At 54.6% G+C, this 15060-nt stretch carries 8 protein-coding genes; 3 read left to right on the top strand and 5 right to left on the bottom strand.

The features are described 5' to 3' along the window. Nucleotides 1-14 precede the first annotated feature (14 nt). The 3 genes from rbr to NE562_RS02335 all read right to left on the bottom strand — a co-directional run bounded on the left by rbr (nt 15) and on the right by NE562_RS02335 (nt 5855). Complete coding sequence (rbr, locus tag NE562_RS02345; protein WP_280960786.1) at nt 15-2072, bottom strand: rubrerythrin; 2058 nt, start codon at nt 2070-2072, stop codon at nt 15-17. Between the two features lie 411 nt (nt 2073-2483). Further along, nucleotides 2484-3407: a glycyl-radical enzyme activating protein gene (locus tag NE562_RS02340; protein WP_280960785.1), complete on the bottom strand. Its 924-nt coding sequence runs from the start codon at nt 3405-3407 to the stop codon at nt 2484-2486. Nucleotides 3408-3473: 66 nt separating this feature from the next. Further along, nucleotides 3474-5855 (bottom strand): glycyl radical protein, encoded by a 2382-nt coding sequence (locus tag NE562_RS02335; protein WP_280960784.1) that lies wholly within the window; start codon nt 5853-5855, stop codon nt 3474-3476. A gap of 303 nt (nt 5856-6158) precedes the next feature. On the opposite strand from NE562_RS02335, the gene NE562_RS02330 reads away from it, so the two are divergent. From NE562_RS02330 to NE562_RS02320, 3 genes are all read left to right on the top strand, one after another. Further along, nucleotides 6159-7868 carry a sigma-54 interaction domain-containing protein gene (locus NE562_RS02330; protein WP_280960783.1) on the top strand — a complete coding sequence of 570 codons (1710 nt, stop codon included), beginning with the start codon at nt 6159-6161 and terminating at the stop codon, nt 7866-7868. Nucleotides 7869-8224: 356 nt separating this feature from the next. After that, on the top strand, nt 8225-9664 hold the full coding sequence (locus NE562_RS02325) for a sodium:solute symporter family protein (RefSeq protein ID WP_280960782.1): 1440 nt from the start codon (nt 8225-8227) through the stop codon (nt 9662-9664). Between the two features lie 185 nt (nt 9665-9849). After that, on the top strand, nt 9850-10767 hold the full coding sequence (locus NE562_RS02320) for an exopolyphosphatase (RefSeq protein WP_280960781.1): 918 nt from the start codon (nt 9850-9852) through the stop codon (nt 10765-10767). A gap of 70 nt (nt 10768-10837) precedes the next feature. On the opposite strand, the gene NE562_RS02315 is transcribed toward NE562_RS02320, so the two are convergent. Beyond that, on the bottom strand, nt 10838-13780 hold the full coding sequence (locus NE562_RS02315) for an ATP-binding protein (protein WP_280960780.1): 2943 nt from the start codon (nt 13778-13780) through the stop codon (nt 10838-10840). Continuing rightward, nucleotides 13773-15050: an ABC transporter substrate-binding protein gene (locus NE562_RS02310; RefSeq protein ID WP_280960779.1), complete on the bottom strand. Its 1278-nt coding sequence runs from the start codon at nt 15048-15050 to the stop codon at nt 13773-13775. The genes NE562_RS02315 and NE562_RS02310 overlap by 8 nt, the downstream gene beginning before the upstream one ends. Between the last annotated feature and the right edge of the window lie 10 nt (nt 15051-15060).

The raw sequence follows: 15060 nt of genomic DNA, 5'->3' as shown, positions 1-15060 counted from the left end.
CGAAGTTTAATCGCTTAGAAATTGTCCATATGTACTTCAAAATAGCTCTGCGAGTATTTGCAAACCGGGCATACTTCGGGCGCTTTCGTGCCCACTACGATGTGGCCGCAAATGCGGCACTCCCACATGGCCTGACCGCTTTTTTCAAACACCTGCCGCATCTGGATATTCTCAAGCAGTTTGCGGTAGCGCTCCTCGTGGCGCTTTTCGATCGCACCGACCTTGCGAAAACGCTCTTCCAGATCGTGGAAACCTTCTTCGTCCGCGTCCTTTGCCATGCGGTCGTACATATCAGTCCATTCGTAATTCTCACCTTCTGCGGCGGCGAGCAGATTGGATGCCGTGTCGCCGAGGTGGCCCAACTCCTGAAACCAGATGCGGGCGTGCTCCTGCTCGTTTCTGGCGGTTTTCAGGAATAGCTCGGCCATTTGGTCATAGCCTTCGTTTTGCGCGACTTGTGCAAAATAAGTATACTTGTTGCGCGCCTGACTTTCGCCGGCAAAGGCCTCCATCAAATTTTGCTCTGTTTTGGTGCCGGTATAGGGGGAGGCGCCGGCAGCGGCGGGCTGTTCTTCCTGCTTTTCAAACGCGGAAGCGGGCTGCTTGCAAATCGGACATTTGAAATCCGCGGGCAGCTCGTCCCCTTCGTATACATAACCGCATACCTTGCATTTCCATTTTGCCATTTGCTTCATTCCTCCTTGATGTAAATCGTTGCTTCTGTCCTGATAGGCTGTATGCAGCATCTTTTCCGCCGTATCGCTCAAGGGCTTGCCGTAGAAATCGGCATACAGCTGTTGGATCTCCGGGTTTTCATGGCTGAGCCGCAGCGTCATTTTCTCATCTTGGCTATAAAGGCTGCCGATGCGCGCGTTGCGCACGGCGTCTGCGTCCGCTTCCAGATCGCGGGGCTGACCGCCGCCGCCGATACAGCCGCCCGGACAAGTCATGACCTCGATAAAATGATACTGCTTGGCCCCGCTTTTGACGAGCTCTATCATTTTGCGGGCGTTGGCAGTGCCGTAAACAACGGCGACATGGACCTCGATCCCGGCGATATCGATACTGGCTTCGCGTATGCCGTCGCAGCCGCGCACCGCTTCGAGCTGATAGAGCTGTTTCGGGGCCTTTTCCTTGGTAATGAATTCGTACGCGGTCCGCAGGGCGGCTTCCATCACGCCGCCCGTATTGCCGAAAATGACACCCGCGCCGGAAGCCTGTCCCATCAGCTTATCGTATTCGCTTTCGGCAAGCGCGTCGAAGCGAATGCCGGCCTGCTTGGCCCAAAGCGCTAATTCACGCGTGGTGATCACATGATCCATGTCCCGCATTTCGGGCTGGCCGAGTTGCTTGCCGGCGGCGTTCATTTCGCTTCTGCGAATTTCAAACTTTTTTGCCGTGCAGGGCGTGACCGCTACATTGACGATCTTTTCAGGTGCGATACCCATCTTTTTTGCAAAATAGGTCTTGATCGTGGGTCCTTGCATGCCGATCGGGCTTTTTGCCGAAGAAATATGGGCAAGTATATCCGGGTAATAGGTTTCTGCAAACTTGACCCACGCCGGACAGCAGCTCGTATACTGTGGCAGCGGCTTGTTTTTCTTGGTGATGCGTTCGATCAGCTCCGATGCTTCTTCCATAATGGTCAGATCGGCCGCGAAATTCGTATCCAACACGTAATCCGCGCCCAGCGCACGCAGAAGCGCCACCATTTTGCCTTGTACAAAGCTTCCCACCGCGCCGCCGAATTCCTCGCCAAGCGCCACGCGAACAGAAGGCGACGTTGAAAAGATTACTATTTTTTCAGGGTCGTCGATCGCGGCTTGGACCGCGGGATACTCATATACCTCGGTGATGCTTGCCGGCGGACAGACGTTGGCGCACTGGCCGCAGTTGATGCAGATCGCATGATCGCCGGTCTCCTCTAACGTATAGCTGTCATGCACGCCGATATCGCGGGTGCATACCTCCTTGCACATGCCGCATTTAATGCACTTTTCTTCCTGACGGCGAATGCTGGGATTGTCCCTGTCGATCGCGACGCGGACACTAAGGGGTAGATGTTTTGACATAAACTTTCCTCCTTTGCTAATATTCGTTGTTAATTAATAACAGTATAGCATAGAGAAAAATTTTTTACAATGAAAAAAGTTCTTAATATCGACTCTACAGTCTGAGGCCGCCGACCCAAGTCGGCGGCCTTTCAGCTTGTCAAAGAACCCCTCGCGCCGCAGCGCGCATAAAATAGAATTTTGCCGGGAGCGGCAAAATTCATAAAAACCGGGAGCATGTATCTCGGTTTTTATACAAACCGACTTCAAGTGTGCCTGTAAGGCGCGCGCAGAAGCCGGAATACTCGATCGAAATGGGGCTTTGTTTCGATCGACAGACTGTCAAAACTTGTTTTTTGACAGTCTGTGAGGCCGCCGACCCAAGTCAGCGGCCTTTCGCTTTCCAATCGATGCGATTGCTTTGCGGCTGTACTACCCGGCCACATGGATGGAAAACGGGAGATCTGCCGCGGATAGAAAGCGGATGCGCGCGCGTGCCTGTTCCGCCGTCATGCTGGGGCGGTCCTCCATGGCATAGTCTCGGCCCAGATAGCCGTAGGCGGCGGCGCCCAGCCGGTGATAGGGGAGAAACTCCAATGCGGCGCATGAGGGGAGTTCTCGGCAGAACGACACGGTCGCCGCCAAGTTTTCTTCGGAATCATTTACACCGGGAATCAGCGGTACGCGCACCCGCAGCGGCGTTTGAGGGAAGTCCGCCGCAGCGCGGCGGATATTTTCCAAAATGCTCTCATTTCCCTGATCGGTCCAGCGGCGATGCTGTTCGGTATCCATCAGCTTAATGTCCACATAGTAGCCATCTAAATACGGGACGATCTGACGCACATTGTCGTACGCCCCGAACATATCAAGTTCGGCCATGGTATGGATCGCATCCTCTTTACAGGCCATCAGGATCGCGCGCGCGAAATCCGCTTGCAGCAGAACGTCGCCGCCGCTGAGCGTAACGCCGCCGCCGGAAAAGAAATAAAAAAGCGATTCCTTGCGAATCTCCGCCATGACCTGCTCCACCGTCATCGTTTCTCCGTAAAGCCCGGTCGCGTGAGAGGGACATACTGTTACACAGTGGTAGCAGTGAACGCATTTCCCCTTGTCGCGGACAACGCCGCGCCGGTTGGCCGCAACCGATAACGCGCCTTGGGGGCAAGCCTTGATACAACGCGCACAATGCAAGCATTTGTTTGGTTGATAATAAAGCTCCCGCTTGGCGCATTGGGATTCCGGCGTAGAACACCAAGCACAGCGGAGCGGGCATCCCTTGAAGAAAACGACGGTACGCAGTCCCTGACCGTCATTGGGAGATATTTTTTCAATACGTAAAACGGTTCCCTGAACCATACCGTCCCCTCCTGATATCCGCATCGGCCGTGTGGGGGGCTTTGCTCTTCTGCCACACGGCACTGGTCAAATGGAAGTTTGCGAGGTACGGGAGATAATATCGCCCTGCGTTTCCGGCCCGAGCTCGGTAAAATACGCGGTATAGCCTGCAACACGGATCAGCAGGCCGCTATGATCTTCCGGGTGCGCCTGCGCGTCACGCAATTCTTCTTCGTCCACGACGTTGAACTGTACATGGAACACACCCATCGCGCACATGCTCTTAAGGAAGGACATCAGCGATTGGACCGAGTTTTCACCGCGCGCGAAAATCGGGTCAAGCTTCTGATTGAGCAGCGTGCCCTGACTGAAGCGGCCGTGCGGAATATTTGCAACGCTTTTGATTACCGCGCTCATACCGTTCGTATCCGTGCCTTGCTCCGGGCTGAGCCCGTCGGCCAACGGCATCCATGCATGGCGTCCGGTCGGCAGCGCGCCGACCTCCATGCCAAACGGGGTATTGCCGGATACCGGCAAGATGCCTGCGGTATAGCGCCCGTAGATATGTCGGAAACTCTCGATATAGTCGGCGATAAAGTTGAATATATCACGCGCCAGCGCATTGGCGACCTCGTCGTCGTTGCCGTACTTAGTCGTGTTACGGCATAGCTGTTGGATAGCCTCATACCCATCGAAATCCGCATCCAAGGCTTTGCACAGCTCGTCCATGGTCACGGCCTTTTGCTCGTATACCAGTTCCTTGACGGATAAAATGCTGTTGATTAGATCGGCAACGCCGATGGCGTCCAGACCATCGCCCATACTGTACTTGGGGCCGCCCCACGCATAGTCGGAAGCATTTTCGGTGCATTCTTTAAAGGTCAGGGAAGCGACGGGGCATTCCATATCGCGGACGATCTCGGTGGTGACTTGATTGCCGGCGACCATGCGTTTGAGCACATAGCGGATCTGGGTTTTGATCGCCTCCAGAAACTGCTCGTAGGTTTGGAAAGTGCGCGGGTCGCCGGTGCGCGCCGCTACATAGCGGTCATACTTGCGGCTTTTGCCATCGTTCAGTGCAAATTCGACGATGGCGCCAAGGTTATAGTCCGCGTAAGAGGTGTAGCAGCGCTGCTTGCCGGCAAGGCTGGTCTCCACGCAGCCGCACGGATTCCAACCGTATGCCTCCGGCAAAGGAACGCCCTTGTTCAGCATCATCAGGATACCGGCCTCGTCCGAGTGGAAGGCCGGAAAGCCGGTGCCAAGCTGGATCAGCTCCACCACCTTGCGCAGGAACCGGTCGGGGTTGTGCGCCAAATTGTATTTGACGGAAAGCGACGGCTGGAACATCCGTACATCCATCGTCGCTTGCAGCACCAGATAGGACAGGTCGTTAACCGCATCCATACCGTTTTCGTCTACGCCGCCGACGCAGAGATTTTGGAACAGCGGGTAGCCCGCGGAATAGCGCGCGGTCGTAGCGTCTTGAAAAAGGCACGGTTCGGAGAATTTGACCCACAGGCAGTCAAGCAGTTCCTGCGCTTGCTCCTCTGTGATGCGGCCGGCCTCGATATCCGCCTTGTAGAACGGATACATGTACTGGTCAAAGCAGCCCGGGTTGTAGCTCGCGGATTCGTGCTCCATGTAGACGCAGGTGTGCAGGAAGAACATCGATTGGATCGCTTCATGAAAGGTGCGCGCCGGATGCTCTGGAACATGGTCGCAAACCTTGGCGATTTGCAGCAATTCCTGCTTACGTCTCGGATCGGCCTCGGCCTTGGCCATTGCCGCCGCCTTGGCGGAGTAACGCTTGCCCAGCTGGCGCAGACCCTCCGTGATGTATAGCAGAGCTCGCAGATAGGTAATCTTTTTATAGTCGCCCGGCGCGGTAATATCTAATTTGCTCATCGCGTCGTGAATGCGCTTTTCAATGCCGGTCACGCCCTCGTTGAGGATCATCGCATAATCGACGGTCAATTCGCCCCAACCGCGCACGCACTTACGGTCGATGTACAGCACGCCGCAGTCGCGGAGCGCGGCCACGTCGTCAGGGATCTGTGCGTTCCACTTATCATTGATGGAGCGGCCCTTCCAGTACGGCTTGACAATCTCAAGAAACAGCTTTTTGTCCTCTTCCTTTAAATGAAAGGGATCGTACCGGCGCGTATTGATCGTGTCGATCTCGCGGTCCAGAAACGCCCAGCAATCATCCGGACAGACCAGACCGCCGCGTTGTTTGCTGCCTGAGTTGCCGACGATCAGCTCGTCATCCCAAATGGGGATGCTCTTTTCCAGCAGTGTTTTGTAAACGGAATAAGCCTTTTGTAAATAATGCGGCTGGCCCTCGGTTTCCTGAAAAGCCCGCGTCACAATAATTGCGTTCTCCATATCCACTTCGGGCTCGGTATCCAGCACGCGCTGCTTCAGGCGGTTGATACGCTCCATATAGCTTTTGGTTACACTCATCATTAATCGCTCCTCTCATTGGTTTGCTTAAATAGGCTTGTTGCCCATATAGCAGCAAGTCGCGTGCCAAACACGAGAAAGCGAGGAGAATCCTTGCAATTTTCTTGTTTTATAAGATGCCAATAGACAAAGTCACCAAATTAAGCTGCTACTTTTATACTACTCGCATAATTGATGGATGGATATCGTTCGGTCCATTGACAAAAAAACCGTCCTGTCATAAGATAAGATCAATAGATGCCACTGATTGTTGCAGCGCTTTAATGAACCGCCAATATTATTGGCGGTTGTGCATGGAGGGATGGGATGATGACGTACCGGAATGTGATGGATGCGTTTTCTCACTGCGGCCTTGGCGCGATCCTGACCGCGCAGGACAACGCGATTCTGGATATCAACGAGACGGGCGACCGTTTGCTGCACGGCGAAGGGAAAATGAAAGGCATGGTGCTCGATCAGGCCGCGCCGTTTTTGCTAAAAGACGAGGGAGCGGACTGCATCGGAAATCCGGCCTTTAATGTATATTTAAAAGCCTGTCCTTCGCCGGAACTGGCCGATCTGCCTCCCGGCACCCGGCTGCTGGTATTCCGCGATGCAACGCAGGAGGTGCGTCACGATATCCTGCTGAGCATACTGGACCATGTTCCCGAAGCAATTACGGTGTACGACAGCGAATGTCGTATGCTCATGCTGAACGGCGCGGCGGAAAAACTGGAATCTCATTTATCGGAGAACATCCTTGGAAAGCATGGGGAGGAGCTGTTTACGGCGCAAAAGGACAGCGTGCTTGCGATTCCATTGGTGCTGGAAGAAAAACGCCCGATCTTGAATCTGCGCCAAAACTTCGTCACCCATTTGGGAAAGAAGCTGCATCTTGTCTCCAACAGCTATCCGATCATGGAAAAGGGCCGCTTGGTCGCCGCCATGTGTATGCAGGAGGACCTGTCCGCTCTGGACAACCTTTCCAAGCGCGTCTCGGAGCTGCAACGATTGTTGACAGTGGCGCACAACAGCCCAAAAGCGCAGACAGGGCCGAGCCTGTCTGCCTCATATCACTTCAGCGATATCAGCTATACGGGCGCGGCGATGCGGAAAACCATAGAAAGATGCCAGCTGATCGCCGAATCGGATTCACCGGTCATGATATACGGTGAGACCGGTACGGGAAAGGAGCTTTTCGCGCAGAGTATCCACAATGCGAGCCGCCGCCGCGACCGGCCGTTCATCGCCATTAACTGCGCCGCGATTCCGGGCACTCTGCTGGAATCCATGCTGTTTGGCACGGAAAAGGGCGCGTACACCGGCGCGCTCCAGCGGGAAGGCTTGCTTGAGCAGGCGAATATGGGCACGCTCCTGCTTGACGAGATTAACTCTATGGATATTACGCTGCAATCCAAGCTGCTGCGCGTCTTACAGGATGGCATGGTGCGCCGCGTGGGCGGGCTGAACAGCACCCATGTGGATGTGCGCATCATCTCCAATACCAATATCCCGCCCATGCAGGCGATCGAAGAAAAGCAGCTGCGCAAGGATCTGTATTACCGGCTGGGCGTGGTAAATATCACCATACCGCCGCTGCGCGAACGAAAGGACGATATTCCGCTGCTGGCAAAAAACTTTATCATGGCGGGTAACGAAAAGATCCGTAAGAATGCATCCGGCTTGGATGAGCAAACGCTGCAGATTTTCTATGCCTATGATTGGCCGGGCAATGTGCGCGAGCTACAGCACGCAATAGAATACGCGCTCAATATCTTGCCGCACGATCTGGAGATCATCCTGCCTGAATATATACCGGAACATATTTTAGAAGCGGTCGGCGCACAACGGTATGCGCCCGTCCCAGCTCATCGGGAGCCGCAAAATGTGCGGCAGGCTATGCAGGAAGCGGCGCGGCGCTGCATACGGCAGGCGTTGGAGCAAAATGGAAACAATATTTCCCGCACGGCGAAGGCTGTCGGTCTAACGAGGCAAAATCTGCAGCATTATATCAAAAAGCTGGGAATGATCCCTTGATGCAGGCGGTTTTAATCCGGATTTGTGCGGATGCAATTTAAAATGGCGGTTTGCTGCATGGGGTGCAATTATAAATTGCGCCCCATGCTTTTGCTTTCCGTTAACTGTATGTTTTGTCAGTTATCGTTTCTGCCTGCTAAGTAGAGACGACAAGACACTATGCATTTTATATAAATACTATATAAAAAGATTGGGCATTACGCCTTCCGTATACTTGCTGAGCTGGCACGCTTTTTGCATGATATGAAGCAAGGGCTTGTTACAACAACAGGGATACGGGAAAGGAAGATGCCTTTGATGGAATAGACCTAATTAAAACTATAAAAATAATAGGGCAGGGTGAAAGGAGCTATAAAATGTCTATTATGTACAGGGTTCTTGCGATCTTGGTTCTTCTTGCAGATCTCGGTTTCTGTATCATCACCGGCATTCGGAAAAAAAGCGCGGTCAATAATGCGGACGATTATTTTATCGCAGGCAAAAAGACCGGTATGTTTTTTATGACGATGACCGCTTTTTCGAGCCTTTTGGGCGCGGGACTGTTTATGGGACAATGCGGCCGCGGCGCGATGTATGGTATTTCAGCCTATTGGCAGCTTTTCGGCGAAGGTATTGTCGCGGGTATCGTCATGGCGCTGCTGATCGGTCCGTTTTTAGCTCGCTTTAAATATTATTCCATGGCGCATTTTATTGGGGACTATATCTGCGGCGGAAACAAGACGATCCGGCGGCTGGCAGGTGTGGCAAACCTTTTCCCAAATGTGTTTTGGGCAGGCGCGCAGATCATGGGCATTTCCTATGTGGTGCAGAACATCATCGGCATCGATTACCGCGTGGTTGCGGTTGTCTGCGGTATCGTATTCATCTTCTATACGATGATGGGCGGCATTGAATCCGTTTTGGTAACGGACGCGCTTCACGGCATCATTGCCATCATTTCCTGCGTCACAGTCATCTTCCTCAGCCTAAAGCTGATGAACTTTGATATTGGCGCGCTGAAAGCGAATGTGATGGCGATCGACCCGAACATGTGGAATATGCACACCATGTCCCCGCTTCAGATCGTGACAGCGTTCATGACCGGCTTCCTCGGCACTTTGGCAAACCCAATTTACTGGAACCGCGCGTTTGCGGCAAAGGATGCGTCCACCTGCCGCAAAGCATACATTTTTGCTTTTACCGTTGGCACCATCCTACCGCTGGCCGCGATTCTGATGGGACTGTTGGCATTTTCGATGAATCAAGGAGTGGGCGATCAGGCGCTGGTTTGGCTGGTCACGAACAACATGCCGCCAATCGTTACCGTTTTGCTCGGGCTGTCCGTATTGGCGGCAACGCTCAGCTCCGCGGATACGCATTTGAACTGCTCTGCGGCCAATGTGGTGGCGGATATCATGGACCCTGAAAAGAAATTTACGACCGAAAAGACCCTTCGGCTCAGCCGTACCGCAACGGTTGTCAGCGGTGTAATCGCCATTGCCGTGGCCATGTATTTCCCCTCTATTTATGAGCTTGCCAACTTTGGCTATACGGTTTGCGGCGGTGTTTTGGTACCGCTGTTCGTTATTGGACTGGTGCTGATGGATCGAAAATCGAAGGCCTATTCCTCCAAACTGAAGCCGTCGGGCGCAATGTGCGGTATCGTGGCGGGTATCGTGGTCGCGATCATCTTCCAAGGCGTTCCGGAGCTGAACGCCATGTTTAACGGCGGCATCCTTCCCGCCGTTGCCGCGACGGTCATCGGCGTTCTGATCGGTAATTGCTTTGGGGGCAAAAAGGAATCTGGTTCTCGCTAAACGCCGTTTTTACAATCGGAACAGCAGGCATTTCAAAATGTCTGCTGTTCCGATTGCGGGCTTCCGCGGATAAGTCGCTGAATCTGTCGATTACGCATTGCGGTTGTGAAATGGAAATGGTATACTAATTGTAACCGGATGTTTCATCCGTGCGATACGATTGAAATGAAGAAAGCTGGGTGCATATGAGACTGCTGACACGTTCAGATTTTGACGGTTTGGCCTGCGCGGTGTTCCTTAAGGAAGCCGGTATTATCGACCATTGGAAATTTGTACATCCCAAGGATTTGCAGGACGGCTTGGTGGAAGTCGGCCCGGACGACTGTCTGGCAAACGTGCCTTTTGTAGAGGGCTGCGGCCTGTGGTTCGATCACCATTCGAGCGAGCAGGAACGGAACGCCTATAAGGGAAAATACAAGGGGGAAAGCCGCAGCTGTCCGAGCTGCGCTCATATCATTTATGATTATTACGGCGGCGCCGAACGCTTCCCGGACTGCAAAGCTCTGCTCGACGCGGTGGATAAAGTGGACTCCGCTAATCTGACGCGTGAAGAGGTCCTGCACCCGAACGACTGGATACAGCTCGGCTTTATCATGGACCCCCGCACAGGGCTGGGCCGTTTTCATAACTTCCGCATCAGCAACTATCAACTGATGGAGGAACTGATCGACTGGTGCCACACCAAGCCCATTGAGGAGATCATGGCCAACCCGGATGTGAAGGAGCGGCGCGACCTCTATTGGGAGCAGACGGAAAAGTTTATTGAAATGGTGCGCGCCCATACCGTGGTGCGCGGCCCGGTGATCATATCCGATCTGCGCGGGGTCGATCCCATCTATTCCGGCAACCGGTTTATGATTTACAGCCTATACCCGGAGCAGAACATTTCGGTGTGGATTGTCAGCGGCAAGGGCGGCAGGGGGTGCTCGTGCGCCGTGGGTTACAGCATTATGAACCGCACCAGCCAAGTGGACGTCGGTAAGCTGATGCTAAAATACGGCGGCGGCGGTCACCGGCAAGTCGGCACCTGCCAATTCCCGGACGAGGAAATGGAAACGAAGATCCCGCTCCTGCTGGACGAGCTGGTGGACCTGAGCCGGTAACTCCCAACGCAATTATAACAAGAAAGAGCACCGCTTTGTAAACAGCGGTGCTCTTATGTTTTGGGCTTCTCTAGTCGTCGGTCAGCCATTTGCGGAGGGTCTCGTGTACCGCGTTTAGATCGATCGGTTTGGAGATGTGGCCGTTCATACCCGCGCGGCTCGCCGCTTCCATGTCTTCCGCAAAAGCGTTGGCGGTCATGGCGATGATCGGCAGCGCTTTGACGTCGGGCCGGGCCAACTGCCGCAACTGCCGCGTGGCCTCGTAACCGTCCATGACCGGCATCTGCACGTCCATAAAGACCAACGCGTAATATCCGGGCGGGTTCTGTTCTATTTTTCGTACCGCTTCCAAGCCGTTGCAGGCCGTTTCGATATGCACGCCGGTCATCCCGATCAGCTCCTGCGCGATTTCCAGATTCAGCTCGTTATCCTCTACCAGCAGCAGTCGTTTGCCGCTGAACGCGGCTTCCTCTTGCAGCGGCGGAAGAAGCGGGCGGTCCTCCAACAGGCGCGGCGGCGCTTCCGTCGGCTTGGCGCCGTGTTCCTGCAACTTCAAATGCAGCGTGACCGTGAAAGCGGAGCCCTTGCCCGGCTTGCTCGTCACATAGATGCTGCCGCCCATCATATCAAGAATGTTCTTGGTGATCGCCATGCCCAGACCGGTGCCGGCGATCTTGCTAGTGGTGGAATCCCGGCTGCGTTCAAAGGGCAGAAACAGCTTTTGGAGGAAATCCTCGTCCATGCCGATGCCGGTATCCGTGCATTCAAACTGGTAATTGCCGTACCCATCCTGATAAGGCGCAACCTGCGAAAGCATCAACCGCACTTCGCCGCCGGGCAGCGTGTACTTGATGGCATTGCTGATGATATTGATCATCACCTGCCGTATGCGGAGCGGGTCGCCGATGACCTGCTCGTCGCGCATGTGGATCAGGTTGGCTTCCATGGTGAGCGAACCGTCCCTCGCTTGCGGACGGACCAGCTCGACCACATTGGAGAACAGCGCGGTCAAGTGTACCGGCTCTTCTCGGAGCGACAGCTTACCGCTTTCGATTTTGGACATGTCCAGCACGTCGTTGATCAGGCTGAGTAGATGCGCGCTGGAAAGCTCGATCTTGTGCAGGCAGTCCTCGATCCGGTCGCGCTCGTCCAGATGCGCCTCGGCAATGGTCGTCATGCCCATGATGGCGTTGAGCGGCGTGCGGATATCGTGGCTCATGTTGGAAAGGAACTGCCCCTTGGCCTGACTGGCCGCATTGGCGGCGTCCAGCGCGGTTTGCAGCGCCTGCCGGTTTTGCTCCTCATCGTGTTTTTGCTCGTCGATACAGCGGATGAGCAGAATGGCGGTGCAGTCCTCGGAAAAGGGATTGTCCACGTGAAGGATCTGCAGCGAAAGCCAATGGTACATACCGTCTGTGAACAGACCGCGCGCCTCCCAATACACCTCGCTTTTTGCGCTGCTGAGGCATTCGAGCAAATGCTTCGGGGATAGGCGCGACCGGTACTCCTGCCGGAAATCCGGGTGGATGGACGCTTCAAACGCGCCGAAGATACCGGTGCAGGTGCGTTCGGGGAGCAGCGGCATCCGCATGGTGGGCGCGGCGTAAAGCACATTCAGTTCGTCGCGCGTCAGGTTCAGGCTCAAAATAAGGGGATAGGCGTTTGAAATCGCGCTGATGAGCGAGCGGCGCTCGATCAGCTTTTCGCGTTCCTCTTCTTCTTCGGCGAGCTTTTCTCTGGTAATATCGTGGAAGGTGGCGATGAGAATGGCGGTACCGTTCATATCCACGATACGCTCCACGATGCCGGATGTCCAAAAATAGCTGCCGTCCAGCTTAACGATCTGATTGACGATGCTCTGCTTGCCGCCGCCCGCCGCGGCTTCGCGCAGCTTTTGTTTGATCTGCTCTTTATCATCGGGATGCAGCATCGCCTCGATCGGCCCCGTCTGCGAAAAATCGTTTGGCGTGTCCTCCGGATAGCCCAGCAGGCGGCGGCCTTCCCGGTTGACCTGAATAAAGCGGAAGGGCTCTTCCAAGCTGATCAGGGCAATGCCTTCCGGCACGGAATTGTAAAGATGGGTGATAAAGGCCGCCTGATTTTCCAGCGTGCGGTGCGTTTTGCCGCTGTTGTACAGATAGACCGCCAGCAGCAGCGTCATGCTCAGCAGCACCAATGCCAAGAGCAGCATGGCCTTGAATAGGATATTATTGGTCTGCGCCTGAATGACTTGTTCCGGGATGATGGAAACAAGGTACCAATCGTTTTCCTCCATCAGCGGCGTGTAGCAGAAAATCGTGTTTGCATCCTTGTAGGAGAAGCGCGCCCAGCCGGTCTGCGCGCTGATCAGCGCCTGCCGGAACTGATCGACGACGGGGGGATCGTTTTGCTCCTGCGACAGCATGTCGAAAAGGTTTTGGATCGTCTTGTTGCTGTTGACATGAGCGGAGCGGATCAGCACCGTGCCGCTTTGGTTAACCAAATAAGAAAAACCGGTGTTGTCATAGAACGAAAGGGAAAACTGCGCCGCAGTTTCATCCACCCCGTATTCTTTGACGATGAAACAATCCGTCCCATCGGCAAGCTGCGTTCTGAGGTAGACATCAAAGACGTTTTTGCCGGTAACGCTGGAGATATGGGGATCAATCATGCCTTCGTCGCCGGATGCGTCGCCCAATGCGTTAACGACAAAAAGGTCGGGTTCGGCCGAAGCGGAAACGCGGGTGCCGTCCGCCAGATAGAGCGAGGTGCCGCTATCGATCGTGTCATAAGATGCGAGCTGGGAGACGGAGACAGAGCCAAAGCGTTTGGATAAAGGCCGCAGGATGTCGTAATCCTTTTGCAGCTGAATGCGCAAAGCATTCGCCCCCTGCCGGGTGCTCTCCATAATGGTGCTGATGGAGTTATCCCAAAGCTGCGCGCGCACGTCGCTGATAAATAGATAGGTAGCGGCGCAAAGCACGGCCGCCAGCATAGCGGAAGCTAAAACAAACGCAAATTTCTTTTTATTCATGCAGCGCCACCAATACCTGTTCGTCGAGCCAATCCATCGTTTGTTCTAGACTGTTTCCGGCAAGCAGCAGCGCGCAGGCGTCGGCCGTAAGGTCCCAAATGGGGAAGTCGAGCAGACTGTCCGATCCGATCACGGTGGGGCTTGTCCGGAAGCTGTCGACCACGGGCTGCAACTCGGGCAGAGAGGTGGCAGAACCTGCCTGTAGCGGGCTGAAAGAAGCCTGATTATCCGCGAATTTTTGAATATTTTCCTGTTGCAAAAAGTAAGAAACAAAGTCAAGAGCCGCTTGCGGCTCAGTACTGTCCGCGCTGACGCTGAGCCGGGTATCGGGGTTGATCACCAAAACCGAGCCGTCCTCCAGCACGGGGTAGGGGATCACCTGAAAATCAAAGTCCGGTTCCAGCGCCTTGAACCGGCCCGCCGCCCATGCGCCGGTCAGCATAAAGGGCGCGTCCCCTTCGGCAAACGCGGCAAGGTCGTCGGAGGTCTTTTTCGTTTCAAGCGCGGCCGCCGCATCGATGTAGCCCTTTTGGCAAAAAGCCTCGGCCAGCGCGAAGCCGGGCTTCAGGTAATCGCTCAGCAGCGCCTCGCCGGCGTTGATGCGGGCAAAAGTATTCTGCTGCTGGTTATCCCGGTAAAGCGGATAAAAACCAAGGGCGATGGCCAAGGTTTTCAGCGAAATATCGTTATTCGCCACAATGGGGGTCATGCCCTGCGATACAAAATGGTCGCAGACGGCCTGCCATTCCGCAAGGGTGGCGGGCACCTTCTGTTTATGCTCCTTCAACAGATCAAGGTTGCAGTAAAGGCCGAACGCGGAGATCGTGGTCGGCACCCAGTAGATACTGCCGTCCGGCTCGGTCATCTGGCTCAGCATGTGTTCGGAAAATTCGGAGATCGCATCCAGACCGGACAGGTCCGCCAGCTTTCCACCCATAGTAAAGGCGAGCGCGGTATCGTGGTTGACCATGAAAATATCATCCGCACTGTCTGCGGCCATCCGTTTTTCCAGCGCCGTATAGTAATCCGCGCCCTTTAGGCTTTCGTAGGAAATTTGCACATCCTTGTGCTCCAACATAAAGTCGGTCAGAATCTCTTCTATTATCTTTACGTTTTCCGGTTCGTATTTGTTGCCGAAGAACGTGAGCTGCTTTGTGGGCGCGGGCTGTTCCGCGTAATTATGTACCTCGTTTGCCGTGCCGCAGCCGGTCAGCGTCAGCAGCAACGCGAGCGCGCCTGCGCCGATCTTTCGTAATAAGCGTCGTACCATTCTCTTGCCC

This window comes from Butyricicoccus faecihominis (assembly GCF_024462775.1).
In the GTDB taxonomy this organism is placed as follows: domain Bacteria; phylum Bacillota; class Clostridia; order Oscillospirales; family Butyricicoccaceae; genus Agathobaculum; species Agathobaculum faecihominis_A.
The sequence above is the reverse complement of the archived record's forward strand: the minus strand, read 5'-3'. Positions and strand labels throughout refer to the sequence as shown.